Below are 26,967 nucleotides of genomic sequence, written 5' to 3' on the forward strand. Positions count from 1 at the left end.
GAATTAGCGTCATCGAGGTTTTGACATGAAAGTTTTGATTATCGGTAGCGGCGGTCGTGAACACGCCCTGGCCTGGAAAGTCGCTCAGGACCCGCGGGTCGAGAAAGTCTTCGTAGCCCCGGGCAACGCCGGTACCGCCACCGAAGCCAAGTGCGAGAACGTCGACATCGACGTCACTGCCCTGGAGCAACTGGCCGACTTCGCCGAACAGAACGTTGCCCTGACCATCGTCGGCCCTGAAGGACCGCTGGTCGCCGGTGTTGTCGACCTGTTCCGCAGTCGCGGCCTGGACTGCTTTGGTCCGACCAAGGGCGCTGCCCAGCTGGAAGGCTCCAAGGCGTTCACCAAGGACTTCCTGGCTCGCCACAAGATCCCGACGGCCGACTACCAGAATTTCACCGAGATCGAGCCGGCCCTGGCTTACCTGCGCGAAAAAGGTGCTCCCATCGTGATCAAGGCCGACGGCCTGGCCGCGGGCAAGGGCGTGATCGTTGCCATGACCCTGGGTGAAGCCGAAGATGCCGTCCGCGACATGCTCGCTGGCAATGCCTTTGGTGAAGCCGGTTCGCGCGTGGTCATCGAAGAGTTCCTCGACGGCGAAGAAGCCAGCTTCATCGTCATGGTCGACGGTCAGAACGTGCTGCCCATGGCCACCAGCCAGGACCACAAGCGCGTCGGCGACGGCGATACCGGCCCCAACACCGGCGGCATGGGCGCCTACTCCCCGGCGCCTGTGGTGACTGCCGAGGTACACCAGCGTGTCATGGACCAGGTGATCTGGCCGACCGTGCGCGGCATGGCCGAAGAAGGCAACGTCTACACCGGTTTCCTGTACGCAGGCCTGATGATCGACAAAGCCGGCAACCCGAAAGTGATCGAATTCAACTGCCGCTTCGGCGACCCGGAAACCCAGCCAGTCATGCTGCGCCTGGAGTCGAGCCTGGTCCTGCTGATCGAGGCCGCCTTCGCCAAGGCCCTGGATAAAGTCGAAGCCCAGTGGAACCCGCAACCAAGCCTGGGCGTGGTCCTGGCGGCAGGCGGCTACCCTGGTGACTACAGCAAGGGCGCGGCCATCAACGGCCTGGACGCTGCGGCCAAGCTGACCGGCAAGGTGTTCCATGCCGGTACCGCCCTCAAGGACGGCCACGTGGTTGCCACCGGTGGTCGGGTGCTGTGCGCCACTGCCCTGGGTGAAACCGTCGAGGCCGCTCAGCAGCAAGCCTATCGCCTGGCTGCCGAAATCAACTGGGAAGGCAGTTTCTACCGTACGGACATCGGCTACCGCGCCATTGCCCGTGAACGTGGCGAGCATCAAGAGTAATAAAGCGCCCGCAAGCAGCGACGCCATCGGCGCGCTGCCTCCGGCTCGTCGACAGGGCCCGTCTGGGCCTTGCCTTCGCCTTGGCGCGCCGCGCATAGTTAACATTCGGCACTTTTGCTAAGAAGGGATCTCGTCGTGCGTTGGCTCAGGATCGCCATAGGCCTCACCGTCAGCCTGCTGACCCTGCTCTGCCTGTTCCCGGTTTCGGCGGACCACGGCAGTGGGTGGGCAGTTTTGCTCGACGAACAAGCCAGCCTGCAGCTTAGCGACGTACGTTCCGAACGCTACCGCAACCAGTTCAGCCCCCTCGAACTGGACCAACTCAATGCCGCAACGCCAGACCAGGCGCTGTGGTTGCATTACCGCCTGGAACCCGGGCAGCACGAACAACTGCTGCGGATCTTCGCGCCCGACCTCTCCCGTCTTGACCTGTACGCCCTCGATGGCGACCAGTTGGTCAAACAGATGCACAACGGCCGCCCCTCGGAAAACGGCTTTCCCAGCGTGCGCAGCAGTGATCACATCCTGGCCCTGCCCAACAGTGCCCACACCCTGGATATCTACCTGCGGCTGGTCTCCGAGCATCAACTACGCCCGGCCATCAGCCTCGAGCCGGCCGTCAACGTAGCCGCCGACCAGCGCCAGGCATTGTTGTTCGGCCTGCTGTTCGGCTGCCTGCTGATGCTGATGCTGCACAACCTGATCCGCTTCGCTTATTCGCGTTCCTCCACCAGCCTGAGCCTGGCGGCCTATCACGGGCTGATGCTGCTCAGTGCGCTGATCCTGCTCAATCTCAGCGGCCCATGGTGGAGCATGTGGCATTCGGCACAGACGCCTGCCGCCTACCTGACCGCCTTGCTCGCCAGCCTTGCCGGCCTGACCTTCACCCTGCGGTTTTTCCGCCCCTGCGGCCAGCCACGCCTGGCGCGCGTGCTACAGGTAGAAATGATCGTGGTCGGGCTCAGCGGCTTGCTGCTGCTGTTCGTCGATACCTTGCCGCTCAACCTGATGACCTACGTCCTGTTCGCCGTTGGTAGCCTCACCATGCTGCTGACGGCCAGCTACCACTGGTACAAGGGCTATGAACCGGCGCGTCTGTTTGCCTTGTCGATGCTGGCGTTCAATATCGGTTGCCTGGTGGTGCTGCCCGCCCTGCTCGGGCTGACTCGCACGCCAACCCAATGGCTGCTGTTCATTCTGCTGGGCATGGCCAGCTTCAGCGGCCTGCTGCTCAACCTTGCCGTCAGCGAGCGCCTGCGCCGCATCAGTGAGGAACGTTTCAGTGCCAGCCGCGAACTGGCGGCCAGCAATGCCGAGATCAACGCCAAGGCCGAGTTCCTGGCGAAGATCAGCCACGAAATCCGCACCCCCATGAACGGCGTGCTGGGCATGACCGAATTGCTGCTCGGCACACCGCTGTCGGTCAAGCAGCGCGACTATGTTCAGACGATCCACAGTGCCGGCAATGAACTGCTGACGCTGATCAACGAGATTCTCGACATTTCAAAGCTCGAGTCCGGGCAAATCGAGCTGGACGATGTGCAGTTCGACCTCAATGCCCTGATCGAGGACTGCCTGAGTATTTTCCGCGCCAAGGCCGAGCAGCAGAACATCGAGCTGATCAGCTTCACCCAGCCTCAGGTGCCGCGGGTAATCAGTGGCGACCCCACACGCCTGCGCCAGGCACTGCTGAGCCTGCTGGAAAACGCCCTGAAAAACACCGAGCAGGGAGAAATACTGCTGGTGGTGGCGGTCGACCAGCGTGGCAGCGCGCCGCGCCTGCGCATCGCCGTGCAGGACAGTGGCGAAGCCATTTCCCCGGGTGAGCGCGAAGCCCTGCTGCAGGCCGAGCTGCACAGCAAGCACTTCCTCTCCAGCAACAAGCTGGGCGGTCACCTGGGCCTGGTGATCGCCAAGCAACTGATCAGCCTGATGCAAGGCGAGTTCGGCATCAAGACCAGCCATGGCATGGGCAACACCCTGTGGCTCACCCTGCCCCTCGACCCGCAACGCCTGGAACAACCCCCGGCCGACCTCGATGGCCCGCTGCGCGGCGCCCGTGTGCTGGTGGTGGATGACAATGACACATGCCGCAAAGTGCTGGTACAGCAATGCAGTGCCTGGGGCATGAACGTCAGTGCCGTGCCTTCGGGCAAGGAGGCACTGGCCCTGCTGCGCACCAAGGCACATCTGCGCGACTATTTCGATGCGGTCCTGCTCGACCAGAACATGCCGGGCATGACCGGCATGCAACTGGCGGCCAAGATCAAGGAAGACCCAAGCCTCAACCATGACATTCTGCTGGTCATGCTCACCGGCATCAGCAACGCACCGAGCAAAGTCATCGCGCGCAATGCCGGGGTTAAGCGAATCCTGGCCAAGCCCGTGGCCGGCTATACCCTCAAGACCACCCTCGCCGAAGAGCTGGCGCAGCGCAGCAAGGGCCAGCCCGTCATGCCGGCACCGGTAAGCCTGGCGACACCGCTGAACCTGCCGAGCGACTTCCGCATCCTGGTAGCCGAAGACAACAGCATCTCGACCAAGGTCATTCGCGGCATGCTCGGCAAGCTCAGCCTGGAACCGGATACCGCAAGCAATGGTGAAGAAGCCCTGCAGGCGATGAAGACCCACCACTACGACCTGGTACTGATGGACTGTGAAATGCCAGTGCTCGATGGTTTCTCGGCCACCCAACAGCTGCGCATCTGGGAAGTTGCCAACCACCGCAAGCGTACCCCGGTCGTCGCCCTGACCGCGCATATCCTGGCCGAGCACAAGGAGCGCGCGCGCCTTGCCGGCATGGACGGCCACATGGCCAAGCCCGTCGAGTTGTCACAACTGCGTGAGTTGATCGAACACTGGGTTGCCCGTCGCGAGGCCGAGTCCACCCAGGTGTCCACCCCGTAAACCCGCGCACGCCTGATACACTTCCTTCACGTTCCCCTGCCGTCGCGAGCCCCGACCATGCTCCATGAGTTATTCAGCGTCTACCTGAAAATGCTCGTGCTCTACAGCCCGTTCTTCGTGCTTTCCTGCTTCATCAGCCTGACCCGCGGCTACTCCAGCAAGGAGCGCAAGCACCTGGCGTGGAAAGTGGCCATCGCCGTACTGATCTCCAGCGTGCTGCTGTACCTGTTTGGCCGGGTCATCTTCGGCGTGTTCGGCATCACCTCCGATGCCTTTCGCATCGGTGCCGGCAGCGTGCTGTTCATCTCAGCGCTGGGCATGGCCCAGGGCAAGTCGGCCGTGCAGACCGACAACGTCCAGCAGGACGTCACCATCGTGCCCCTGACCATTCCCCTGACCGTCGGCCCCGGCACCATCGGTGCCCTGCTGGTGATGGGGGTCGGCCAGCCGCATTGGGACGACAAGTTGCTGGCCATTGTCAGTATCACCCTGGCCAGCTTCACCGTCGGGCTGGTGCTGTACCTCTCCCACCGAATCGAGCGGATTCTTGGCGACCAGGGCCTGCAGATCGTCAGCCGGTTGATGGGATTGTTCGTCTGCGCCCTGGCTGCGCAAATCATCCTTACCGGGATCAAGGGCTATCTGGTGCCCTAGAGCACCAGCTGGTGAATTTCGCGCAGGGCTACCGCCTGCAGATTGGCCTCGACCCGCTGACGAAACTTTTGATCGAACAGGCGCGTATTGAAGCGTACCAGTTCAGCCTTGACGGTCAGCTGGCGCCGCTGACGATATAAAAAGCCGGCAGTGACATCCACTCGCGCCAACGTCTCATGGTAAAGCACCATGTCGATGCAACCGTTGCGAGCAGGCAAACAGGGCAGCAACTGGAAAACCCCGGTGTCTTTCGTTCGCTGCTCGAAATGCGCCAGCGCTGCAGGGGCGAGCTTGAGCCGAGCCATTGCCAGCCCCATTGTCGTCGCGTATTCACTGCCAGCGGTTGCCGATATCGTGCGCAGGGCGCTATCAACAATATCCGGCCTCTCCTGACCTGGCCAATGCACCTCACTGGCCGGTAATGCATCCCACCCGTAGAACATCAGCTTGCGCTTGTAGTAGCTGTACCAATCCTGGATCAGATGGTTATCCAGGGCATCACGGGTGTCTCGTTCAGCGATCAAGGCCGCCAGTTTCACGGATGCTTGCTGGCCCGGTGTCAGTCCCGACGAAAAAGACATCAGCCCCGCGCCGATGACTGCTGCCTGTGGCTTGTTCATGGGAGCCTCCTGGCGCCGTATCCACTGCCAACATGACGTGCTCAAGAACCACGAGATGACGCGAGGAACGCGCCATCCCGTAATTTCAGATGTCGTAGTCGAGTACGTTATTGATGGCCCGCTCGCCCAACTTGAGCTCGATAGTGGGGCGGACATGGTCGTACAGGGACTTGTTGAACGACAACGCCGCGGAGCCTGTATAGGACGTCAAGGCACTGCTGTTCCATTCGAATACAGCCAGGTCCAGGTCGTGAGTCGCGGCGGCGACTTGCACCGCGCTCATGACCAGGACCACTTCGCCACTTTGGGTTTCGATGCAGGAGGCCAGGCCGACCGAGGCATTGGCCTTGTTTGTGAGGTTGCGCTTGAGCAGTTGCTGGGCTTCATTGACCATGCCAAGCTTTTCAAGCGCACTTTCGGCCAGTTTGTTCAGGGCAGCGCCCACCGGCCCGCCTAGAAATGCAGTGCCGATACTGCTCACCGCCTTGGCAGCGATGGCACCGACCTTGAGGGACTGCGAGCCTTCACTCACCTGTTCATAGCAACGACGTGCAGTCACCCAGCCGCAATCGTGCATGACCTTGAGAAACGCCTTGAACCACTCCTCGCCCTGCCCTTCCTGATCAAAGCGTTTGCTCGCTACCAGCGAAGCGAAGTGATAGGCGTTTTTTACGTCGGTACGGCTTTGCAACGACATGCCCGCGCCAAACGCCATCAGCGATTGATCGACGATAGCCGCTGTATTGTTGCTCATAATTTCAGGGGTTGCTGTCATCTCGAATATCCTTCTCGTGAAAAAGCCCGCACGTCATCGACGGGGGCTTCACACTATTCGAGAGGCGTGCCTGAGTCAGGATCGAAAGCTTTCCCCGCCAGGTTCAGTCCTGTACCGGGTACCACCGAGGGGTGTAGACCCAAGGCTCGGCATGTGCCCGCGCAAATTGACAGGTGGTGGACGAACCCACCAGCACCATCGTGCGCATATCGACCATTTCAGGATGCAAGTCGCCGAGCGTGACCACCCTGAGCGTCTGCCCTGGCCTGCCAATATCGCGGCCAAGCACGACAGGCGTTTGAGCGGTACGGTGCTGGCGAACGATTTCCAGGGCCCGCCCCAACTGCCAGGGTCGCGAACGCGAGATCGGGTTGTAGAAAGCCAGCGCCAGGTCCGCCTGGCAGGCGAGGTCCAGGCGCTTCTCGATGATCGACCAGGGCTTGAGGTTGTCCGACAGCGACAACACACAGAAGTCATGCCCCAGCGGCGCACCGGCCTGGGCAGCGGTGGCCAGCGATGCGGAAACACCGGGCAGCATCTGCAGGTCGACGGCATGCCAGCGCGGGTTGGTCGACTCGTGCAAGGCCTCAAGCACGGCAGCGGCCATGGCGAATACGCCAGGATCGCCAGACGACACCACCACCACTGAACGCCCTTGGGCAGCCAGCTCGAAGGCATGGCGGGCGCGCTGCATCTCTTCGCGGTTGTCGGTGCAGTGCATGACCTGGTCCGCGCGGAACGGTCCGGCCATGCGCACGTAGGTTTCGTAGCCAAGAATATCGTTTGCCCGGGCGAGCTCGGCCTTGACGGCCGGTACCATGAACTCGGCCGCACCAGGCCCCAGGCCGATCACGGCAAGTCGACCGCGGGCACGGCCTATCTGCACGGGATCGATCGGTTGGCTGGAGACCACGATGGCCAGGTTTTCGGTGAGTGCTTGCGGCGGTAACAACTGTGGCATTGCCTGTGCCGCCAGTGCGCTGGCGCTCTTGGCATCCACGGCAAACCGCAACGCAACGCCCAGCTCGGCCGCTGCAGCGTGCAACGCAGGGTCCGCCATCAGCGATTCGCTCGCCAGCAAACACGCCAGGGCCGGCTCGGCGATCTGCGCGCTGGCCAGCGCCTCACGCACTGTCGTTGCCAACTGCGCCGAAACTGCAGTGATCGCCACCATGACACAACGCGGATAGATCACCAGTTCATTGTCAGAGACCGCGCGTGCGTCACAGCCAACATGGATGGCCAACTGCGCCTGCTCGCTCTGCGGCAGCTGTGCCTGGGCCAGCCAGGGCGCCTCGCCGTCGATGCGCACCGTTTCACCGGCCAGCAGGTCGCTGACAAAACGCTTGCCCAGTTCCAGGTCCGCCAGGGCATAGCCGCTGGGTGGATTGAGCAGGCAGGTGCCGAATCGCAATTCGCCGCTGGTGGTGATGGCCGCTGCCACCCCAAGGCCTGCAGCAATTTCCCGCGCCATGACATTGACCCCGCCCAGGCCACCCAACAGTGGCACCACGGCGCTGCCGTCTTCGGCCACCGCCAGCACCGGCGGCTCGACGCCCTTCTCCAGCAACTCGCTGGCAAGCGTGCGGATGACGATCCCGGCCGCACACAGGGCAATGATCGGCGTGTCTTGCTGATAGAGCTGACGCAGGGTCGCGCCAAACTCCCGGTAGCTGCAGTCGACGTCTTCGACCCGACCTGCCAGGCCATGGACCAACGCGTCGGGATACAGCTGCTGGATCTTGCGGGCAGTGGCCAGGCTGCCTTTGCCAAGGATGACAATGGCCGGTGCTTTACGGGTCATCAACCTTGCCACCTTTCACCGGGAACGATGATCAGCGAGAAGTACGGCGAGGACTGCGGATCGACATCATCCAGGGCGACGATCTTCTGGTTGGCCATGGTCGCGCGCTCGACATACAGCGCACGCTCGGCAAGCCCCAGTTCGCCCAGCACCTGGCGCACCTTGGGAAAGTTGCGCCCAAGCTTCATGATCACTGCCGCATCGGCATCGGCCAGGCGCCGCTTGAGTTCATCAGCGGGCAACACGCCCGAGAGTACCGACAGGCTCTGGTTGCGATAGACCAGTGGCGCGCCCAGTACCGAGGCGCCGCCGAGCATCGAGCAGACACCCGGAATCACCAGGGCCTCGTAACGCTCGGCCAGGCGATCATGCAGGTACATGTAGGAGCCATAGAAGAACGGGTCACCTTCGCAGATCACCGCGACATCGCGACCGGCATCCAGGTGCGCGGCGACCTCGAGGCTGGCCTCGTCGTAGAAGTCGCTGATCACTTGTTCATAGGAGAGCGGTGCCGGCAACGCTTCGGTAGTCACCGGATACACCAGCGGCAGCAAAGTCTGCGCCTCCTGCAGGTGGCCTTCGATGATACCGAAGGCATTGCCGCGCTTACCCTTGGCCACGAAATAGGCAACCACCGGCGACTCACGCAGCAGGCGCAAGGCCTTGACCGTGATCAGTTCCGGATCGCCAGGGCCGACGCCCAGGCCAAGCAAACGTCCACGAGCCTGCATCATTCGACCTCCGTGGCCAGGGCATTGACCGCAGCGGCCGCCATGGCGCTGCCGCCCAGACGACCCTGCATGATCACGAACGGCACGCCGCGGCTATCGGCCGCGAGCATCGCCTTGGATTCGGCCGCACCCACAAAGCCCACCGGGAAGCCGAGGATCAACGCAGGCTTGGGTGCGCCAGCATCGATCATCTCCAGCAGGTAGAACAACGCCGTTGGCGCATTACCGATGACCACCACGCTGCCCTCCAGGTACGGGCGCCACAGCTCCAGCGCCACCGCCGAGCGGGTGTTGCCCAGTTCACGGGCCAGCTCCGGCACCTGCTCGTCGCGCAGGGTGCAGATCACCTGGTTATTGGCAGGCAGGCGAGCACGGGTGATGCCTTCGGCCACCATGCGTGCATCGCAGAGGATCGGCGCGCCGTTGGCCAGTGCCTGGCGACCGGCCGTGCCTGCGCCTTCCGAGAACTGCAGGCCGTCGATGGCATCGACCATGCCGCAGGCATGAATCACCCGAACCGCGAGTTTCTCAAGGTCGGCAGGAATACGATCGAGCCGCGCTTCCTCACGAATGATCGCGAAGGAATTGCGATAGATCTCCTGACCATCGCGGATGTAATCAATCATCAAGGGTGCTCCGTGAGCGGACATCGAGCAGTGCGCCCGCTTCTTCTAGTGTGAGGTCGCACGCGCGCAGGGCACCGAAACCCGCCTGGCGCGCGTCGCGCAAATAAAGGTCATAACGGCCCGGGGCTCGGGCCAGCAGAGTCGCCGGGGCAACGTGGGCCACGGCGCAGGAACGGGAACAACCGCTCAGGTGAACACTGGCCGAGGCGCCCGAGGCCAGCAAGGTGGCCAGGTGAACGGCATCGCCCTTGGTGTCGGCCAGGCCCTTGGCGCAACCCGCCGAACCGGTACAGGCGGCCATGCGCGCCAGCGGCTCGGCAGCGGAACACAGCAAGCCCAGCCGGGCGCAGCTGGCAGCCACGCTTGTCAGCTGCGGCTGTGCAATGTTGGGCAACAACAGGCTTTGCCAGGGGGTCATGCGCAAGTTGCCATCGCCCTGTTCCCTGGCCAGCTGGGCCACGCCACGCAGCATTGTCGAGGTCAACCGACCGAGGGGCGGCGCAGCACCGAACGCACCGAGGCCGCTCTGGCGCTGTGGATAAATGCCCAGGTGGCTGCACGGGGTCAGCGGACGACACCATTGCAGTACCGCAGCATCACGGCGCACCGGCAGGCCCAGCCCGTCAATGAAAGCCTGCGGACCGACGTCGCCAAGCAGATGGCGCATGCGTGACTGGTCAGGCCCGGCCAGGTCAAGAAAGCGATTGAGTACTGCAATCACCAAGTCGAACCCTTGTGCCGCCGGCACTGCACCGAGCGGCGAACCCAGGCCAGGGCTGCCTGCCAGGCCGAACGCGAACCAGGGTTCGTCATCCAGCATCAGGGCCGACAGCCACAAGTCATGGGGATGCTCGAGCATCGCCAGGGCTTCCCCGGCGTCCAGTTGCAAGGCGAACTTGGCCGACAGCTGATGAAAGCGCGGTGTCGTTTCCAGCGCCTGCAGCACCCGGTCAGCCAACGGCCGGGCATCCAACAGCATGTGCCGGTCCAGCCCGGCGCCGGGGCTGAGCATCAGGTTGCGTACATCGTCACCAGCGGCATCGCGCGGGCCCAGGCCCGCTGCCAACAGCAGCTCGATCATCCCGGCCCGATCAGCCTTGATGCCGCGAATCTGCAAGTTGCCGCGGTTGGTTGCTTCGATGACGCCGCTGGCGTAGCGCTCGGCTGCCGTGGCCACCGCATCGGCCTGATCGGCTGTCAGCGCGCCGCCGGCCAGCTTGATCCGGCAGATGCCGCCGTCCAGTGCCTGGACGATACGCAACAACCCCGGGCAAGCCGAGGGGCGGAGCGCAACATGGGGCTGGCGGGCCGGGAAAGGCTCGTTCAAAGGGTCACCCGACAATCGTGAAAAGGCACTTCAGTGTAGAAGGCGCGGTATTATGCCTGCTTTGTCCGAAGGCATGAAAAGCCTGCCGGTCGGATTGCTGGTATTGAGGAAAATGCATGTCGCCCTGGCTGACAGTAGTAGGCATCGGTGAAGACGGTTTCAGTGGCCTGGGCAAGAACGCCCGGCGCGTGCTGTTGGGTGCAGTGAAAGTGTTTGGCGGCCAGCGCCAGCTGGATCTGCTGCCTCACTGCATCAGTGGCGAGCGCCTGCTGTGGCCCAGCCCCTTCTCATTGGCGCCACTGCTGGCCCTGCGCGGCGAACCGGTGTGCGTACTGGCCAGCGGTGACCCGATGTTCTATGGCGTGGGAGCCAGCCTTGCCCGCCAGCTCGATGCCGATGAAATGAACGTGCTGCCGATGCCGTCCTCCTGTGCCCTTGCCGCCGCCCGCCTGGGCTGGCCCCTGCAGGAGGTGACGACGCTGTCGGCGGTGGCCCGCCCGCTCGGCGCCCTCAATGCCCATCTGTACAGCGGCGTGCGCCTGCTGGTGCTGAGCAACGACGGCAGTAGTCCTGCCGCCATCGCCGCACTGCTGTGCGAACGTGGTTTCGGGCCGAGCCGCATGCGCGTCTTCGAGCACCTGGGTGGCAGCGCCGAACGCAGTCTTGAAGGAACCGCCCAGCAGTGGCAACACCACGACATTGCCGCCTTGAACCTGGTCGCCATCGAGTGCCGTGCCGCGCCCGATGCGCTGCGCCTGTCGCCCTTGGCCGGCCTGCCAGACAACGCCTTCCGGCACGATGGCCAGATCACCAAGCGCGACGTGCGTGCCATCACCCTCGCCCGCCTGGCCCCCCAGCCGGGCGAACTGCTGTGGGATGTCGGCGCCGGCAGCGGCTCGATCGGCATCGAGTGGATGCGCGCCCACCCCAGTTGCCGGGCGCTGGCCATCGAGTCCGATAACGGCCGCCAGCAGTTGATCGAACACAACCGCGACGCCTTGGGCGTGCCCGGCCTGCAACTGATTCGCGGCCGTGCCCCGCAGGCGCTCGAAGGGCTGGAGCAACCGGATGCCGTCTTCATCGGCGGCGGCGTGACCCGCGAAGGCGTGCTGCAACACTGCTGGGCACAACTGCGCCCTGGCGGGCGGCTGGTGGCCAATGCCGTGACCCTGCAAAGCGAGCTGGCGCTGGTCAACTGGCGCGAGCAGCATGGCGGCGAGCTGACCCGCATCCACATTGCCCAGGCCCAACCCCTGGGTGAATTCGACACCTGGCGCCAGGCCCTGCCGATCACCTTGCTAGAAGCGGTCAAGCCCCTCGATGCGTGACGAGACCCAGGAACAACCCGCCCCTCTGCGCAGCGGCCTGACCACCGGCAGCTGCGCCACCGCCACCAGCCTTGCGGCGGCGCGACTGCTGCTGACGGGCATGCACGACGACGCGGTGCAGATCACCCTGCCCAAGGGCAAGCAGGTGCAGATGCGCCTGGAGTTCTGCCGCATGCATGACGATGGGGCCGAGGCCGGTACCCTCAAGGATGCCGGCGACGACCCGGACGTCACCCACGGCGCCCTGCTCTATAGCCGCGTACGCCTGCAAGCCGAGCCCGGTGTGCGCTTTGTGGCGGGCAATGGTGTCGGCACCGTGACCCGTCCCGGCCTGGTACTGCAGGTGGGCGAACCGGCGATCAATCCGGTGCCGCGGCGAATGATGACCGAACACCTGCAACAGCTGGCCGCGGAGTGCGGCTACGGTGGCGGCTTCGAAGTCACGGTGAACGTGGAGGACGGCGAGAACCTGGCGCTGAAAACCATGAACCCGCGCCTGGGTATCCTCGGCGGCCTGTCGATCCTCGGCACCAGCGGTATCGTCCGGCCCTTCTCCTGTTCGGCCTACATTGCGTCCATCCACCAGGGCATCGACGTTGCCAGGACCAATGGCTACCTACACATCGCCGCCTGTACCGGCAACGCTAGCGAAGACACCATGCGCCGGGTGTACAACCTGCCGGAAATCGCCCTGATCGAAATGGGCGACTTTGTCGGCGCCGTGCTCAAGCACCTGCGCAAGGTGCCTGTGGATAAGCTCAGCCTGTGTGGCGGCTTTGGCAAAATCAGCAAGCTGGCCGCCGGGCATATGGACCTGCATAGCCGTCACTCCAGCATCGACCTGCCGCAACTGGCTGAATGGGCTGCGGCCATCGGCGCCGACAGCGACCTGCAAGACGCCATCCGCCAGGCCAACACCAGCCAGCAAGCCCTGGCCCTGGCCAGTGCCGCCGGCATTGCCCTGGGTGATGCCGTGTGCGCCCACGCCCTGGCCTTTGCCCGTAGCGTGGTGCCGGCGCAGGTACAGGTGGAGGTGTTTGCCATCGACCGGCAAGGCGGCATCGTCGGCCATGCGGGAGCGTTTGCATGAAACATATCCTGCTGCTGGGCGGCGTCACCGAGGCCCTGGCCATTGCCCGCACTCTGGGCCCTGAACACGTCTATAGCCTGGCTGGTATCGGCCGGGTGCCGAGCGACCTGAACTGCCAGGTGCGAGTCGGTGGCTTTGGCGGTGCCGAGGGTCTGGCGGCTTACCTGCGCAGCGAGTCCATCGACCTGTTGATCGACGCCACCCACCCCTACGCGGCGCAGATCAGCCGCAATGCCGCCCAGGCTGCTCAGCTGGCCGCGATTCCCTGCTGGGCCCTGCGCCGTCCTGCCTGGCAGCCACAGCCGGGTGATGATTGGCGCGAAGTGGCGGACTGGGCAGCGCTGATCCAGGCCCTGAAGCCGTTCAAGCGACCGCTGTTTACGCTGGGCCGCGAGCCATTGCAGCACCTGGATGAAATCCCGCCCGAACAGTTCTGGACCTTGCGCGCCCTGGAAGCCTGCCGTGGCAATGAGCGATGCGAAGTAATCGGTGCGCGCGGGCCGTTCTACCTGGAGGGCGAGCGCGAGCTGTTCGAGCGCAGGCAGATCGATGTGCTGATCAGCAAGAACAGTGGCAGTGGGGCTACGGAGCCCAAGCTGGAGGTTGCCCGTGAACGAGGCGTGCCGGTGCTGATTCTGAAGCGGCCGGTTTTGCCGGAAGTCGACAGACAGTTCTTCAGTCCTGGACAATTATTGGCGGCGTTGATCGCGGGGGTAGAACCGGAGACATCCTTTACACAGTAAACCGCAGACATGGTTTACACATTTAAGCTTGGACGCGGCTTTCACCGCGTCCAAGTTTTCCTGAGGGATAGTCCTTACAACTTTCACAGATCTTCCCCAATAGCCCATCGCCATCTCTCTGCCCTACACTGCACCCTTTCTCCCGCAAAAGAATTCGCCCATATGGAAATGCAATGGTGGATCTGGCTGGTGTTCGGCTTCGCGCTGGTCGTGCTCGAACTCATGCTGCCGACGTTCTTCATCCTCTGGTTCGGCATTGGCGCCGTGCTGGTGTCGCTCATCGCTTACCTCGCACCCAGCCTGCAACTCGACATGCAGGTCCTGCTCTGGGTGATCTTCTCATCCATTACCACCGCCCTGTGGTTCAAGGTGTTCCGCAAAAAACCGGATAACCGCTGGACGGCCGCCAGCGTGATTGGCGAAGTCGGCCTGCTCACTGCCACGGTCTCCGAGTTCCACAAGGGTCGTGTGCGCTTCCAGAAGCCGATCCTCGGCAATGAGGAGTGGATCTGCGTCGCCGATACCGAGATTCTTCCCGGCGAGCGCGTACGCATCACCGCCATCGAAGGCAATACCGCCCGTGTTACCCGGGCCTGATCAAAAGGAAACCTTGAACCATGACCAGCCTCATCGTCGTCGCCACGCTCGCCGCGTTCCTGTTCGTCACCCTGTTCAAGGGGGTACGCATCGTGCCTCAGGGCGAGGAGTGGATCGTCGAGCGTCTGGGCCGCTACCACAGCACCCTCAAGCCTGGCCTGAACATCGTCATCCCTTACGTCGACGTGGTTGCCTACCGTCTGCCGACCAAAGACATCATCCTCGACGTGCAGCAGCAGGAAATCATCACCCGTGACAACGCGGTGATCGTCGCCAATGCCCTGTGCTTCGCCAAGGTTGTCGACCCGCAGAAAGCGGCCTACGGCGTGCAGGATTTCTCTTTTGCCGTGACCAGCCTGACCATGACTTCCCTGCGCGCCATCGTCGGTGCCATGGACCTGGACGAAGCACTGTCCAGCCGCGAACAGATAAAGGCCCGCCTGCGCGAGGCCATGTCCGAGCAGACCGAAGACTGGGGCGTGACCGTACGCTCGGTTGAAATCCAGGACATCAAGCCCTCGGAAAACATGCAGGCCGCCATGGAACGCCAGGCCGCCGCCGAGCGTGAACGTAAAGCCGACGTCACCCGCGCCGAGGGCGCCAAGCAGGCCGCGATCCTCGAAGCCGAAGCCCGCCAGCAGGCGGCAAAGCTCGACGCCGAAGCGCAGATCAACCTCGCCGAGGCCTCGGCCCGTTCGATCACCCTGGTCAGGGACGCGGTGGGCACCGAGATCACCCCGGCCATGTACCTGTTGGGTGAGCGCTATATCGGCGCCATGGAAAACCTGGCCCGCAGCAACAACGCCAAGGTCGTTGTACTGCCTGCCGACCTGCAGGAAACCGTGCGTGGCCTGATGGGCCGCAACAAGCCCGTCTGAGCACTGGCTGCCGGGAGTGCGGCACTTCACCGCACCCCCGGCAATTTTTCCTATACTGGGCGTTACAATAGCCACCACTTGATTCCTGACCGGATCCCTCCATGCCCGCACATCGGCCCGCCATTGCCTGGATTGCCTGCTTTGCAGTGCTGTTCAATCTGCTGGCCATGCCGTTGGCGTCCGCCGCCCCAAGGGGCCCGGCCGAACAACTGCTGTGGGGGGCTTTCTGTTCGAGTGTCGGCAGCAAGCTCACGCCTGAAGTCATGGCCCTGGGCAAGCTCGACCTTGGCGAGCAAGGCGATGCCAAGGCCAGCATGCAACATTGCTGGTGCTGTTCCGGCGCGGCGCCGCTGCTGGCGCTACCGGGGCACGCACTGCAACTGAACCATCCGCTGGCGGTGCCCGTTGCCCGCGAACCGCTGCTCGCAACATTCCAGCCCACCCCGCGCCAACTCTGGCCATCGCTCAATCCCCGCGCCTCCCCTCTGGTCTGATTTCACTACGCTACCTGCTGCGAACCTGAATCGACTGGAGAATCACCATGTTCAAGAACGCCCTGCTGCTGGCTGCGCTGATGCTGCCGGCGACCTTTGCCAACGCCCACGAATACACCAAGGGCGACCTGCATATCGCCCACCCGTGGTCGCAGGAGCTGCCGCCCAACGCCCCCAACGTCGCGGCCTATTTCGTCGTCCACAACAACGGCGCAACCGCCGACACGCTGCTGGGTGTCGATAGCCCGATCAGCGACGACGCCCAGTTGCACGAACATGTGCACAAGGACGGGCTGATGAAAATGCAGCAAGTGCAGAATGTCGAGGTACCCGCCGGCAAGGACCTGGTGTTTGCTCCCGGCGCCTATCACGTGATGCTGATGCAGCCCAAGGATCGCAGCCTGTTGAGTGACGGCAAGCGCTTCCCGCTGACCCTGCATTTCAAGAACGCAGGTGATGTCACCGTCGAAGTCGCCGTGCAGAAGCAACCCCCGGAAGGCACCGCCCACACGCATTGATCGCTGAACGCTGCTCGCCATGAGCTTCGCCCGCAGCCGCTTCGCCCGCACCGCCCGCCCTGACACCAAGAGGGCGCGTGGCAGCTGGCTGAGCCTGTTCGCCATGTTGATGATCTTTATCGGCCCACTGGTTTCCCAGTCGATGCCGATGGATCACCGTGCCATGCCGCAAGGCATGAACATGAGCATGCCCATGGACAGCGCTGCCGATTGCCACGCCGGCGATCACCCTGGCAGCGACGCTTCGCTGCATGTGATCTGGGAGAAGTGCGGCTACTGCAGCCTGTTCTTCCATTGCCCCGCCCTGCCCCAGGCCCTGAGCCTGCTCAACACCGAAGCCACACCCGCCAGCAGCACCCTGGTCGTCCAGCCACGTCAGGGGCATGCCCGGCAAACCGTGTTCCCCGGCGCCCGCAGCCGCGCGCCACCTGCCTTCATCGTCGTCTGAAGCCACTGTTGCGCTCACAGGTCCGGCACTTGGCCGTTGACCGTGCGCGCCCCCATGACTGATCGATGTTGGAATCATTATGTCCAGCTGCACTGCTGCTTTTAATCTGTCCCTGCAAGGCACCATCGCCGTGATCTGCGGCACCCTGCTCGCTCCGTTGGCCCTGGCCGCGACGCCCCAGGGCGATGAGCATGCCCATGCGCACAACGAACTGAGCCCGACGGTGATCACCGCCGTCGCCCCAAGCTCGCCACTGACCATCGTCACCAATCCCAAGGACCCGCGCCAACCGGTGCCGGCCAGCGACGGTGCCGACTACCTCAAGACCATCCCCGGCTTCTCGGCCATCCGCGCCGGCGGCACCAATGGCGACCCGGTGCTGCGCGGCATGTTCGGCTCGCGCCTGAACATCCTCACCAACGGCGGCGTGATGCTCGGTGCCTGTCCCAATCGCATGGACGCCCCCACGTCGTACATCTCGCCCGAGACCTACGACCGCCTGACGGTGATCAAAGGTCCGCAAAGCGTAGTCTGGGGCCCGGGCGCCTCGGCAGGCACCATCCTCTTCGACCGCGAGCCAGAGAAATTCGGCGAACTGGGCAGCCGCGTAAACGCCAGCCTGCTGGCCGGTTCCAACGGCCGCTTCGACAAGGTCCTGGACAGCGCCGCCGGCAACCGCCTGGGCTACGTGCGCTTTGTGGGCAATCAGTCGCACTCCGACGACTACGAAGACGGCAATGGCGATACCGTGCCGTCAGGCTGGGACAAATGGAACGGTGATGTGGCCCTGGGCTGGACCCCGGATGCCGACACCCTGGTGGAGCTCACTGCCGGCAAGGGTGATGGCGAAGCCCGTTATGCCGGGCGCGGCATGGACGGTTCACAGTTCAAGCGCGAGAGCCTGGGCCTGCGGTTCGAGAAGTCCGACATCGGCGATGTGTTCGACAAGCTCGAAGCCCAGGTCTACTACAACTACGCCGACCACGTGATGGACAATTACAGCCTGCGTACGCCCTCGGGGTCGGGGATGATGGGCATGCCATTGGTCAGCAACGTCGACCGGCGTACCCTGGGTGGCCGGCTCAAGGGCACCTGGCGCTGGAGCGACCTGCAACTGATCGCTGGCGTCGACGCGCAGACCAACGAGCACCGCCAGCGTGGCGGCATGGGTATCGATGCACACAAGGGCATGCCGTGGACCAAGGACGCCGACTTCCACAACTACGGTGCCTTTGGCGAGCTGACCTGGTTCGCCGCCGACCAGGACCGGGTAATCACCGGCGCCCGCCTGGACCGTGCCTCGGCCAAGGACTACCGCGCCACCAGCGCTACCAACGGCGATACCCGTGCCGACACCCTGCCCAGCGGCTTTGTCCGCTACGAGCACGACCTGCTCGACCTGCCTGCCACCACCTATGTCGGCCTGGGCCATGCCCAGCGCTTCCCCGACTATTGGGAGCTGTTTTCGCCCAAGTCGGGCCCCGCAGGTTCGGTCAATGCTTTCGACAGCATCAAGCCGGAGAAAACCACCCAGCTCGACGTCGGCATCCAGTACCAGACCGAAGACCTGCAGGCCTGGGCCTCGGGCTATGTCGGGCAGATCCGCGACTACATCCTGTTCGACTACCGCTCGGGGATGATGGGCATGGCCAGTTCCCGCGCCGAAAACATCGATGCGCGGATCATGGGCGGCGAGTTGGGTGCGACCTATAAGTTGACCTCCAACTGGAAAGCCGACGCTACCCTGGCCTACGCTTGGGGCAAGAACAGCAGTGATGGCAAGGCGCTTCCACAGATGCCTCCCCTCGAGAGCCGTCTGGGCCTTACCTACAGCCGCGACGACTGGAGTGCCGGTGCCCTGTGGCGGGTGGTGGCGGCACAGAACCGCATTGCCGAGGACTACGGCAATGTGGTGGGCAAGGACTATGAAAAGAGTGCGGGCTTCGGGGTGTTCTCGTTGAACGGCAGCTACAAGCTCAGCAAGCACCTGAAGCTCAGTGCGGGGGTCGACAACCTGTTCGACAAGGCCTATGCCGAACACCTGAACCTGGCGGGTAACGCAGGCTTCGGCTACCCCGCCAGTGACCCGCAGGCGATCAACGAGCCGGGGCGGACGCTCTGGACCAAGGTCGACCTTAGTTTCTGATCCCCGACCAGGGCGCGATCCTCGATCGCGCCTCACCCCAGGCACTATACGGGAGCGCTCCATGAGCAAACCGACCCCTTCTTTCTACAACCTGGCCTGGCGCTGGCACTTCTATGCCGGGCTGTTCGTTGCGCCCTTCATGATCCTGCTGGCAATCACCGGGATCATCTACCTGTTCAAGCCCCAGCTCGATCCTTTGCTCTATCGCCAGTTGATGGTGGTCGAAGCCGGCCATCACACTCAGACCGCCGACAGCCTCCTGCAGCAGGTTCATCAGGCGTATCCCAAGGGCCAGGTCAGCCAATACCTGCCCGCCGCTGCCAGCGACCGCAGCGCCCAGTTCGTGGTACAGGACGCCGGCCGCGAGCTCAACGTATTCATCAACCCCTACAACGGCAACGTGTTGGGCGAGCAGGACGCGAAAAACAACCTGCAGGCCGTCGCCCGGGCCCTGCATGGCGAGTTGATGGTCGGCACACTCGGCGACCGTCTGGTTGAACTGGCGGCAGGCTGGGGCGTGGTGCTGGTCGTGTCGGGCCTGTACCTCTGGTGGCCACGTGGCCAGCGCACGGGCGGCGTACTCTGGCCGCGCCTGAATGCCCGTGGGCGTCTGCTGTGGCGCGACCTGCATGCCGTCACCGGGTTCTGGGGTTCGGCCCTGCTGCTGTTGATGCTGCTCAGCGGTATGACCTGGACCGGGTTCTGGGGCAAGCAGTACGCCGATGTGTGGAACCGTTTCCCGGCAGCCATGTGGAACGACGTGCCCACCTCCGATCAACAGGCCCGCGAGCTCAACACGGCCACCCGCCAGACCGTGCCCTGGGCCATGGAAAATACGCCGATGCCACAGTCGGGTGCCCACGCCGAACACGCCGGCCACAGCATGGCGTCGAGCGCACCGGCTGCAGCGCAGACCAGCCTGCAGCAGGTCCAGGAGCTGGCCAGCACCCGCAAGGTCGCCCCTGGCTACAGCATTACCCTGCCAACCAGCGCCGAAGGCGTGTACACCATCGCCGTGTTTGCCGACGACCCGCGCAACGATGCCACCCTGCATGTCGACCAGTACACTGGCAAGGTCCTGGTGGATGTGCGCTGGCAGGACTACAACATCGTCGCCCGCGCCACCGAACTGGGCGTGATGCTGCATGAAGGCAAGATGTTCGGCCCGTTGAACCAGCTGATCATTTTGCTAGTGTGCCTGATGATCCTGCTCGGTTCGGTGAGTGGCCTGGTGATGTGGTGGAAGCGCCGGCCCGAGGGCGGCCTGGGCGTACCGCCGTTGCGTCACGACCTGCCACGCTGGAAAGCCGCGACGGTGATCATGCTGATCTTGGGCGTCGTCTTCCCGCTGGTGGGTACCTCGATGCTGCTGGTATGGCTGGCGGACCGGGTGGGCATGGCACGCGTCAAACCCAAGACACAAGTGGGGCTGTAGCCGCTACCGCAGGCGCAAGAGCCCCTGATTGCCGGGGCCCTGCCGGTCCCATCGCCGCCTGCGGCAGCGGCTACGGTATGAGCAGGGTCTGCGGGTGTGGTGCAAATCCGCTAACATGGCGGCCCGTTTTCAACAGGACTGACATGAGCACCCTGAGTATCAGCGACCTGCACTGGTCGCCCCTGGGCCACGGCCATTGTCATCATCAGTTCCAACTGCGCGCGGTCGACCTGCAGGTCAAGCCCGGCGAATTCGTCGGGCTGATCGGCCCCAACGGCAGCGGCAAGACCAGCCTGCTGCGCTGCGCCTACCGCTTCAACAAGCCCGAACGCGGCCAGGTGAAACTCGACGAGCATGACCTGTGGCGCCAGTCACCCCGCTGGTGTGCCCAGCGCATCGCCGTGGTGCTACAGGAGTTTCCCGATGCCTTCGGCCTGAATGTCGAGGAGGTGGTCGCCATGGGCCGCACCCCGCACAAGGGCTTGTTCGATGGCGACACGCAAGACGACCGCCAGCAGGTCAGGAACGCCTTGCAGACCGTGGGCCTGGTGGGCTTCGATGACCATGAGTTCGCCAGCCTCTCGGGTGGCGAAAAGCAGCGGGTGATCCTCGCTCGGGCCTTGGTCCAGCAGCCCCGGGTGCTGATCCTCGACGAGCCGACCAACCACCTCGACCCACGCTATCAACTGGAATTGCTGGCGCAGGTGCGCCGGCTGGGCATCGGAACCCTGGCGAGCATCCATGACCTGAACCTGGCCGCCGCCTTCTGTGATCGCCTGTATGTGCTCGACCACGGACATATCGTCGCCAGCGGCACGCCCGACGAGGTGCTGACCAGCGCTCTGCTGCACGATGTTTTCGGCGTACACGCCCTTATCGACCGCCACCCCCTGGCCGACCACCCACGTCTAACCTGGATAACCCAGCGATGATTCGAGCCACCCTGCTACTCGTCCTGGGCCTGCTCGCCAGCGCCGGCGCCATTGCCCAGGCCACCCAGTACCCCGTGAACGTGCAAAGCTGCAACCGCCAAGTGACGTTCAACAAGCCACCCGAGCACGCCCTCAGCCACGACATCAACATGACCCAGATGATGCTCGCCCTGGGCCTGCGTTCACGTATGGTCGGCTACAGCGGCGTGAGCGGCTGGAAGGCCGTCACCCCCGAACTGCGCAAGGAGCTCGACGGTCTGCCGGAGCTGGCCAGCAAGTACCCGTCGGTGGAAACCCTGCTCAACGCCAACGTCGATTTCTTTTGCCGGCTGGGACTACGGCATGCGCGTGGGTGGCGACCTGACACCGCAAAGCCTCGCTCCATTGGGCATTGCCGTGTATGAATTGACCGAGTCCTGCGCCTTCGTGATGAAGCGCCCGGCCGCAAGCCTGGACGACACCTACACCGATCTGCGCAACCTGGGCCGGATCTTCGATGTGCAGGATCGCGCCGAGCAATTGATCGACCAGATGCAACAACGGGTCGCCGTCGTGCAACAGCGCGTGCCCGCGCAGCGCCCTCGGGTGTTCCTCTATGACAGCGGTGAAGACCGCGCCATGACGTCCGGCCGCCTGGGCATGCCCCAGGCCCTGATCGAGGCGGCAGGCGGGCGCAACGTGCTCGACGATATCGAGGCCAGCTGGACCCGGGTGAACTGGGAGAGCGTGGTGGAACGCAACCCCGAGGTGATTGTCATCGTCGACTACGGCGAAGTCAGTGCCGCGCAGAAGCAGGCCTTCCTCGAACAACATCCGGCCTTGCAGTCGGTGTCGGCAATCCGTGACAAGCGTTTTGTGGTGATCCCCTACGTGGCGGCCACGCCGAGCCTTGAGAACGTCGAAGCCATCGAGGCCATTGCCACAGGCTTGCACGGCGCATGAACCGCTATCGCCTGCTGTTGCTCGCCCTGGTCGGCCTGCTGCTGGTCTCTTGCGTGGTGTCGCTGGGTTTTGGTGCTGCACCGGTGCCGGTCGAGGTGGTGTGGCGGGTGCTGCTGTTCAAGCTGTTCGGTATCGCTCCCGAAACGCCCGCCTGGACCACCGGCCAGGAACATATCGTCTGGTTGATCCGGGTGCCGCGTATGCTGCTTGCCGCCCTGGTCGGCGGCGGCCTGGCGATGATCGGGGCGGTGCTGCAGGCCGTCACCCGCAACCCGCTGGCCGACCCGCACCTGCTCGGCGTCACCTCGGGTGCCACCCTGGGCGCGGTGCTGGTGGTGCTGCATATCGGTGAACTGCTCGGCGTGCTGACCTTGCCCCTGGCCGCGTTCATGGGTGCCCTGTGCAGCATGCTGCTGGTGCTGGCCATCGCCAGCCGTCATGGCCGGCTGGACAGCGACCGCTTGTTGCTGTGCGGCGTGGCGGTGGCCTTTGTAATGATGGCAGCAGCCAACCTGCTGTTGTTCATGGGCGATCACCGGGCAAGCTCGGCGGTGATGTTCTGGATGCTCGGCGGCCTGGGCCTGGCACGCTGGGAGCTGCTGCCGATCCCGGCCATCAGCGTGCTGCTGGGGCTGACCCTGTTGCTGGGCATGGCCCGTGCGCTCAATGCGCTGATGGCCGGCGAACAGACCGCCGTGACCCTGGGCCTCAATGCCCGCTCCGTAAGGCTCGCGGCGTTCCTGATCTGCTCGTTGCTGACCGGGGTGCTGGTGGCCATCAGTGGCTCGATCGGCTTCGTCGGCCTGATGGTGCCGCACATTGCCCGGCGCCTGGTCGGTGCCGAACATACCCGGTTGCTGCCGGTGTGCCTGCTGCTGGGCAGCCTGTTCCTGATCTGGGTAGACGTGGCCGCCCGCACCCTGATTTCACCCGAAGACCTGCCTATCGGCATCGCCACAGCCGCCATTGGCGGTCTGTTTTTTATCGGCCTGATGCGCAAGCGATAAACACCGTCAAGCCGTCATTGGTCTTGAGACGTATTGTCGCGGTTGTGCCCGGAATGCGCGTGTTAGCCTAGCGCGCACAAGAAATTGTATTGAACGGAATGCTCCAGCCTATGACCGCGAACCTGTCCCCGCAACACACCTCGCCCGACGAACACGAACACCTGCAGCGCAGCCTGTCCAACCGCCATATCCAGCTGATCGCCATCGGCGGCGCCATCGGTACCGGGCTGTTCATGGGCTCGGGCAAAACCATCAGCCTGGCCGGTCCCTCGATCATCTTCGTCTACATGATCATCGGCTTCATGCTGTTCTTCGTCATGCGCGCCATGGGCGAGCTGCTGCTGTCGAACCTCGAGTACAAGTCGTTCATCGATTTTTCCGCCGACCTGCTCGGCCCGTGGGCGGGTTACTTCACCGGCTGGACCTACTGGTTCTGCTGGATCATCACCGGCATCGCCGATGTGATCGCGATATCGGCCTATTCACAGTTCTGGTTCCCTGACCTGCCCCAGTGGGCGCCGGCGCTGGCCTGTGTCGGCCTGCTGCTGTCACTGAACCTGATTACCGTGAAAATGTTCGGCGAGATCGAGTTTTGGTTCGCGATGATCAAGATCGTCGCCATCCTCGCCCTGGTCGGTACCGGCCTGTACATGGTACTGGTCGGCTTCCAGTCGCCGTCGGGCCGTACGGCGGACCTGGCCAACCTGTGGAACGACGGGGGCATGTTCCCCCATGGCCTGATGGGCTTTTTCGCCGGCTTCCAGATTGCCGTGTTCGCCTTTGTCGGAATCGAACTGGTGGGCACCACCGCCGCCGAAGCCAAGAACCCCGAGCGCACTCTGCCGCGGGCGATCAACTCGATCCCGGTGCGGATCATCATTTTCTATGTGCTGGCCCTGATCACCATCATGGTGGTGACGCCGTGGCGTGACGTGGTGCCGGGCAAGAGCCCGTTTGTAGAACTGTTCGTGCTCGCCGGCCTGCCGGCAGCGGCGAGCATCATCAACTTCGTGGTACTGACCTCGGCCGCCTCCTCGGCCAACAGCGGCGTGTTCTCCACCAGCCGCATGCTCTTCGGCCTGGCCCAGCAAGGTGATGCACCACGCAGCTTCGAACACCTCTCAAGCCGCAAGGTGCCGGCCAATGGCTTGTACTTTTCCTGCACCTGCCTACTGCTCGGCGCAGCGCTGATGTATGTGGTCCCCGACCTGATCGAAGCCTTCACCCTGGTGACCACGGTGTCGGCGATCCTGTTCATGTTCGTCTGGACCCTCATCCTGCTGTCGTACCTGAGCTACCGCAAGCGCCGCGCAGCACTGCACCAGGCGTCGAAGTACAAGATGCCCGGCGGGCGTTTCATGTCGGTGGTATGCCTGGTGTTCTTCGCCTTCATCCTGGTGCTGCTCAGCCTTGAGAGCGATACCCGCCAGGCACTGATCGTCACGCCGCTGTGGTTTCTGCTGCTGGCGGTAACCTGGCTGTTCGTGCGTAACAAGCAGCACCCGCGACCTTGAAGCACAAAGTCCCCGCCTACAAAAAGGGCCGCCTCTGCGGCCCTTTTACCTGAGGTTTAGCCTCGTTCCATCCCGACGAGTACAGCGTCAGCCATCGCCAACCCTTTCTCTAGCGAATTTTCTGTGGCGGTCGGCAAACTGCGCAGCGGTTCCTGCGCTTTGTCCAGCGCCAGGGCGTTGGTCTCGTAGGCCGCCTTCAATGCCGCCACGGCGCACACCAACGCATCCGCGCAATTGACACCACCGTGCACGAGAACAGGGCGGCATGGGCCTCATGGCAGGTACCAAAATGCGTGCTGGCCGTTACGGGACGGGGGTTATGGACGTCCATCAGCGTCGACGGCGGATCAGGGACGATCTTCTTGAGCAGGGTGCTATTCCTTGCAACTCTTCTGAAGTATTTCTCCGAGCCCATACGCCAGAATGGGTGGACGGAGCCGTGCGGGTTGGCGTGCCGGACAGAAGAGAACCGGTGAGCCCGAAGGCTCCCACACACGGCTCCGCCCATAACAGGTGCAGCCATGCAGAGCACAGCGCTGTATACGCTAGTGCTTTCTTCTCTTCTGTAATCGGGACGCCAATCCCGCACCGCAGAAACTACTGCGTGCGGCAAGGTACTCAAGTAGCCGGGGGTGCCAAAAAGTTCACTGCCCCCCAAACGGTTGCGCACCAGTACGGCGCAACCGGCTGCACCGCCTGCCAACCCTGGCCCCAGGCCGGTGCAACCTTCCCTCTTGTTCCGCCCGAAAGCCCGTGCCAGAGCCTTTCACTGACTCGGCACAGCCTTTGCTAAAGCTCTCTCCCGAAGTCGCCATCTGCCTTACCCGCACATTCGAACTCAACGGAGAGAGCACTATGAAGCGTCGCAGTCTGATCAAGGCCTTTACCCTCAGTGCGTCCATCGCCGCGATGGGCCTGAGCTGGACCCTCCAGGCCGCCGAGACCATCAAGGTCGGCATCCTGCATTCGCTGTCCGGGACCATGGCGATCTCTGAGACGTCGCTCAAGGACATGGCCCTGATGACCATCGAACAGATCAATGCCAAGGGCGGGGTCAACGGCAAGCTGCTGGAACCGGTGGTGGTCGACCCGGCCTCCAACTGGCCGCTGTTCGCCGAGAAGGGCCGCCAGCTCCTGACCCAGGACAAGGTTGCTGTGGTGTTCGGCTGCTGGACTTCGGTGTCGCGCAAATCGGTGTTGCCGGTGTTCGAAGAGCTCAACGGCCTGTTGTTCTACCCGGTGCAGTACGAGGGTGAGGAAATGTCGCCCAACGTTTTCTACACCGGCGCCGCGCCGAACCAGCAGGCCATTCCGGCTGTGGAGTACCTGATGAGTGAAGAAGGCGGCGCGGCCAAGCGTTACTTCCTGCTCGGCACCGACTACGTCTACCCGCGCACCACCAACAAGATCCTGCGCGCCTTCCTGCACAGCAAGGGCGTGGCCGACAAGGACATCGAAGAGGTCTACACCCCCTTCGGCCACAGTGATTACCAGACCATTGTCGCCAACATCAAGAAGTTCTCTGCCGGCGGCAAGACTGCGGTGATCTCTACCGTCAACGGCGACTCCAACGTGCCCTTCTACAAAGAGCTGGCCAACCAGGGCCTGAAGGCCACCGACGTACCGGTGGTGGCCTTCTCGGTAGGCGAAGAAGAACTGCGCGGCATCGACACCAAGCCACTGGTAGGACACCTGGCAGCGTGGAACTACTTCGAATCGGTGGAGAACCCGGTCAACTCCCAGTTCGTGGCCGACTGGAAAGCCTACGCCAAGGCCAAGAACCTGCCGGGCGCCGACAAGGCGGTGACCAACGACCCGATGGAAGCCACCTACGTGGGCATCCACCTGTGGGCCCAGGCGGTGGAAAAAGCCAAGTCCACCGATGTCGACAAGGTCCGTGAAGCCCTGGCCGGGCAAAGTTTCAAGGCCCCGTCGGGCTACACCCTGACCATGGACAAGGCCAACCACCACCTGCACAAGCCGGTGATGATCGGCGAGATCCAGGACGACGGGCAGTTCAACGTGGTCTGGGAAACCGAGCAGCCGTTGCGCGCCCAGCCGTGGAGCCCGTTCATACCCGGCAACGACAAGCGGCCGGACTATGCGGTGAAGGGTAACTGAGGTCTTCGC

The 26,967-nt window shown here is 63.6% G+C and carries 23 protein-coding genes and 1 pseudogene; 18 read left to right on the forward strand and 6 right to left on the reverse strand.

The genetic code is table 11. The features are described 5' to 3' along the window. Positions 1–25 precede the first annotated feature (25 nt). The 3 genes from purD to ABVN19_RS19825 all read left to right on the forward strand — a co-directional run bounded on the left by purD (position 26) and on the right by ABVN19_RS19825 (position 4,882). Complete coding sequence (gene purD, locus ABVN19_RS19815) at positions 26–1,321, forward strand: phosphoribosylamine--glycine ligase (RefSeq protein WP_105642395.1); 1,296 nt, start codon at positions 26–28, stop codon at positions 1,319–1,321. 135 nt (positions 1,322–1,456) lie between these two features. Further along, entirely contained in the window at positions 1,457–4,228 is a 2,772-nt protein-coding gene (locus tag ABVN19_RS19820; RefSeq protein ID WP_105642396.1) for a hybrid sensor histidine kinase/response regulator, read from the forward strand. Positions 4,229–4,285: 57 nt separating this feature from the next. Continuing rightward, positions 4,286–4,882: a MarC family protein gene (locus tag ABVN19_RS19825; protein ID WP_028945746.1), complete on the forward strand. Its 597-nt coding sequence runs from the start codon at positions 4,286–4,288 to the stop codon at positions 4,880–4,882. Here the strand turns inward: ABVN19_RS19825 and ABVN19_RS19830 are convergent. The 6 genes from ABVN19_RS19830 to cobG form a co-directional block, all read right to left on the reverse strand. Further along, a complete protein-coding gene (locus ABVN19_RS19830) occupies positions 4,879–5,502 on the reverse strand; it encodes a hypothetical protein (RefSeq protein ID WP_028945745.1) in 624 nt (207 codons plus the stop codon). The genes ABVN19_RS19825 and ABVN19_RS19830 overlap by 4 nt on opposite strands. 85 nt (positions 5,503–5,587) lie before the next feature. Beyond that, positions 5,588–6,277 (reverse strand): hypothetical protein, encoded by a 690-nt coding sequence (locus ABVN19_RS19835; protein ID WP_028945744.1) that lies wholly within the window; start codon positions 6,275–6,277, stop codon positions 5,588–5,590. A 103-nt stretch (positions 6,278–6,380) separates the two neighbouring features. Beyond that, the gene (gene cobJ, locus ABVN19_RS19840) at positions 6,381–8,081 is read right to left on the reverse strand and encodes a precorrin-3B C(17)-methyltransferase (RefSeq protein WP_028945743.1); all 1,701 of its coding nucleotides are present in this window, start codon (positions 8,079–8,081) and stop codon (positions 6,381–6,383) included. Further along, positions 8,081–8,812: a precorrin-2 C(20)-methyltransferase gene (locus tag ABVN19_RS19845; RefSeq protein WP_028945742.1), complete on the reverse strand. Its 732-nt coding sequence runs from the start codon at positions 8,810–8,812 to the stop codon at positions 8,081–8,083. The genes cobJ and ABVN19_RS19845 overlap by 1 nt, the downstream gene beginning before the upstream one ends. Beyond that, entirely contained in the window at positions 8,812–9,438 is a 627-nt protein-coding gene (locus ABVN19_RS19850) for a precorrin-8X methylmutase (RefSeq protein ID WP_028945741.1), read from the reverse strand. Before ABVN19_RS19850 ends, ABVN19_RS19845 begins: the two co-directional genes overlap by 1 nt. Then, a complete protein-coding gene (gene cobG / locus ABVN19_RS19855; RefSeq protein ID WP_084168031.1) occupies positions 9,431–10,765 on the reverse strand; it encodes a precorrin-3B synthase in 1,335 nt (444 codons plus the stop codon). The genes ABVN19_RS19850 and cobG overlap by 8 nt, the downstream gene beginning before the upstream one ends. 116 nt (positions 10,766–10,881) lie before the next feature. Here cobG and cbiE point away from each other — a divergent pair, with 116 nt between their 5' ends. The 15 genes and pseudogenes from cbiE (at position 10,882) to urtA (ending at position 26,958) form a co-directional block, all read left to right on the forward strand. Further along, positions 10,882–12,093 carry a precorrin-6y C5,15-methyltransferase (decarboxylating) subunit CbiE gene (gene cbiE / locus ABVN19_RS19860; RefSeq protein ID WP_105642399.1) on the forward strand — a complete coding sequence of 404 codons (1,212 nt, stop codon included), beginning with the start codon at positions 10,882–10,884 and terminating at the stop codon, positions 12,091–12,093. Then, the gene (locus tag ABVN19_RS19865; RefSeq protein WP_105642400.1) at positions 12,086–13,183 is read left to right on the forward strand and encodes a cobalt-precorrin-5B (C(1))-methyltransferase; all 1,098 of its coding nucleotides are present in this window, start codon (positions 12,086–12,088) and stop codon (positions 13,181–13,183) included. Before cbiE ends, ABVN19_RS19865 begins: the two co-directional genes overlap by 8 nt. After that, positions 13,180–13,926, forward strand: coding sequence for a cobalt-precorrin-6A reductase (locus ABVN19_RS19870; protein WP_028945737.1), 747 nt, complete (start codon positions 13,180–13,182; stop codon positions 13,924–13,926). The genes ABVN19_RS19865 and ABVN19_RS19870 overlap by 4 nt, the downstream gene beginning before the upstream one ends. Positions 13,927–14,088: 162 nt before the next feature. After that, entirely contained in the window at positions 14,089–14,523 is a 435-nt protein-coding gene (locus ABVN19_RS19875; RefSeq protein WP_028945736.1) for an NfeD family protein, read from the forward strand. A 20-nt stretch (positions 14,524–14,543) separates the two neighbouring features. Further along, a complete protein-coding gene (locus tag ABVN19_RS19880; RefSeq protein ID WP_028945735.1) occupies positions 14,544–15,401 on the forward strand; it encodes an SPFH domain-containing protein in 858 nt (285 codons plus the stop codon). Positions 15,402–15,502: 101 nt separating this feature from the next. Continuing rightward, positions 15,503–15,895: a DUF2946 domain-containing protein gene (locus tag ABVN19_RS19885; protein WP_105642401.1), complete on the forward strand. Its 393-nt coding sequence runs from the start codon at positions 15,503–15,505 to the stop codon at positions 15,893–15,895. A gap of 47 nt (positions 15,896–15,942) precedes the next feature. Then, positions 15,943–16,413: a copper chaperone PCu(A)C gene (locus ABVN19_RS19890; protein WP_028945733.1), complete on the forward strand. Its 471-nt coding sequence runs from the start codon at positions 15,943–15,945 to the stop codon at positions 16,411–16,413. A 19-nt stretch (positions 16,414–16,432) separates the two neighbouring features. After that, positions 16,433–16,861: a DUF2946 domain-containing protein gene (locus tag ABVN19_RS19895; RefSeq protein WP_028945732.1), complete on the forward strand. Its 429-nt coding sequence runs from the start codon at positions 16,433–16,435 to the stop codon at positions 16,859–16,861. Between the two features lie 79 nt (positions 16,862–16,940). Continuing rightward, positions 16,941–19,007 carry a TonB-dependent copper receptor gene (locus tag ABVN19_RS19900; RefSeq protein WP_105642402.1) on the forward strand — a complete coding sequence of 689 codons (2,067 nt, stop codon included), beginning with the start codon at positions 16,941–16,943 and terminating at the stop codon, positions 19,005–19,007. A gap of 61 nt (positions 19,008–19,068) precedes the next feature. Then, entirely contained in the window at positions 19,069–20,442 is a 1,374-nt protein-coding gene (locus tag ABVN19_RS19905) for a PepSY domain-containing protein (protein WP_105642403.1), read from the forward strand. Positions 20,443–20,585: 143 nt separating this feature from the next. Further along, positions 20,586–21,374, forward strand: coding sequence for an ABC transporter ATP-binding protein (locus ABVN19_RS19910; protein WP_028945729.1), 789 nt, complete (start codon positions 20,586–20,588; stop codon positions 21,372–21,374). Then, a pseudogene (locus tag ABVN19_RS19915) lies at positions 21,371–22,316 on the forward strand (ABC transporter substrate-binding protein). Before ABVN19_RS19910 ends, ABVN19_RS19915 begins: the two are co-directional and overlap by 4 nt. After that, positions 22,313–23,323, forward strand: a complete 1,011-nt coding sequence (locus ABVN19_RS19920; RefSeq protein ID WP_105642404.1) for an iron ABC transporter permease — start codon at positions 22,313–22,315, stop codon at positions 23,321–23,323. Before ABVN19_RS19915 ends, ABVN19_RS19920 begins: the two are co-directional and overlap by 4 nt. 110 nt (positions 23,324–23,433) lie before the next feature. Continuing rightward, on the forward strand, positions 23,434–24,837 hold the full coding sequence (cycA, locus tag ABVN19_RS19925) for a D-serine/D-alanine/glycine transporter (RefSeq protein ID WP_028945726.1): 1,404 nt from the start codon (positions 23,434–23,436) through the stop codon (positions 24,835–24,837). An 855-nt stretch (positions 24,838–25,692) separates the two neighbouring features. Continuing rightward, positions 25,693–26,958, forward strand: coding sequence for an urea ABC transporter substrate-binding protein (gene urtA / locus ABVN19_RS19930; RefSeq protein WP_028945724.1), 1,266 nt, complete (start codon positions 25,693–25,695; stop codon positions 26,956–26,958). Positions 26,959–26,967: the final 9 nt, after the last annotated feature.

Source organism: Pseudomonas vranovensis, from assembly GCF_040438935.1.
Classification (GTDB): domain Bacteria; phylum Pseudomonadota; class Gammaproteobacteria; order Pseudomonadales; family Pseudomonadaceae; genus Aquipseudomonas; species Aquipseudomonas vranovensis.

Excerpts from the sequence above, each read along its gene's own strand:
- urtA (WP_028945724.1), top strand. The coding sequence starts at position 25,693 with ATGAAGCGTCGCAGTCTGATCAAGGCCTTTACCCTCAGTGCGTCCATC.
- ABVN19_RS19885 (WP_105642401.1), top strand. The coding sequence starts at position 15,503 with ATGCCCGCACATCGGCCCGCCATTGCCTGGATTGCCTGCTTTGCAGTG.
- ABVN19_RS19920 (WP_105642404.1), top strand. The coding sequence starts at position 22,313 with ATGAACCGCTATCGCCTGCTGTTGCTCGCCCTGGTCGGCCTGCTGCTG.
- ABVN19_RS19830 (WP_028945745.1), bottom strand. The coding sequence starts at position 5,502 with ATGAACAAGCCACAGGCAGCAGTCATCGGCGCGGGGCTGATGTCTTTT.
- cycA (WP_028945726.1), top strand. The coding sequence starts at position 23,434 with ATGACCGCGAACCTGTCCCCGCAACACACCTCGCCCGACGAACACGAA.
- ABVN19_RS19845 (WP_028945742.1), bottom strand. The coding sequence starts at position 8,812 with ATGCAGGCTCGTGGACGTTTGCTTGGCCTGGGCGTCGGCCCTGGCGAT.
- ABVN19_RS19835 (WP_028945744.1), bottom strand. The coding sequence starts at position 6,277 with ATGACAGCAACCCCTGAAATTATGAGCAACAATACAGCGGCTATCGTC.
- ABVN19_RS19850 (WP_028945741.1), bottom strand. The coding sequence starts at position 9,438 with ATGATTGATTACATCCGCGATGGTCAGGAGATCTATCGCAATTCCTTC.
- ABVN19_RS19895 (WP_028945732.1), top strand. The coding sequence starts at position 16,433 with ATGAGCTTCGCCCGCAGCCGCTTCGCCCGCACCGCCCGCCCTGACACC.
- ABVN19_RS19900 (WP_105642402.1), top strand. The coding sequence starts at position 16,941 with ATGTCCAGCTGCACTGCTGCTTTTAATCTGTCCCTGCAAGGCACCATC.
- ABVN19_RS19890 (WP_028945733.1), top strand. The coding sequence starts at position 15,943 with ATGTTCAAGAACGCCCTGCTGCTGGCTGCGCTGATGCTGCCGGCGACC.
- cbiE (WP_105642399.1), top strand. The coding sequence starts at position 10,882 with ATGTCGCCCTGGCTGACAGTAGTAGGCATCGGTGAAGACGGTTTCAGT.
- ABVN19_RS19870 (WP_028945737.1), top strand. The coding sequence starts at position 13,180 with ATGAAACATATCCTGCTGCTGGGCGGCGTCACCGAGGCCCTGGCCATT.
- cobJ (WP_028945743.1), bottom strand. The coding sequence starts at position 8,081 with ATGACCCGTAAAGCACCGGCCATTGTCATCCTTGGCAAAGGCAGCCTG.
- ABVN19_RS19825 (WP_028945746.1), top strand. The coding sequence starts at position 4,286 with ATGCTCCATGAGTTATTCAGCGTCTACCTGAAAATGCTCGTGCTCTAC.
- ABVN19_RS19910 (WP_028945729.1), top strand. The coding sequence starts at position 20,586 with ATGAGCACCCTGAGTATCAGCGACCTGCACTGGTCGCCCCTGGGCCAC.
- purD (WP_105642395.1), top strand. The coding sequence starts at position 26 with ATGAAAGTTTTGATTATCGGTAGCGGCGGTCGTGAACACGCCCTGGCC.
- ABVN19_RS19905 (WP_105642403.1), top strand. The coding sequence starts at position 19,069 with ATGAGCAAACCGACCCCTTCTTTCTACAACCTGGCCTGGCGCTGGCAC.
- ABVN19_RS19875 (WP_028945736.1), top strand. The coding sequence starts at position 14,089 with ATGGAAATGCAATGGTGGATCTGGCTGGTGTTCGGCTTCGCGCTGGTC.
- ABVN19_RS19880 (WP_028945735.1), top strand. The coding sequence starts at position 14,544 with ATGACCAGCCTCATCGTCGTCGCCACGCTCGCCGCGTTCCTGTTCGTC.
- ABVN19_RS19865 (WP_105642400.1), top strand. The coding sequence starts at position 12,086 with ATGCGTGACGAGACCCAGGAACAACCCGCCCCTCTGCGCAGCGGCCTG.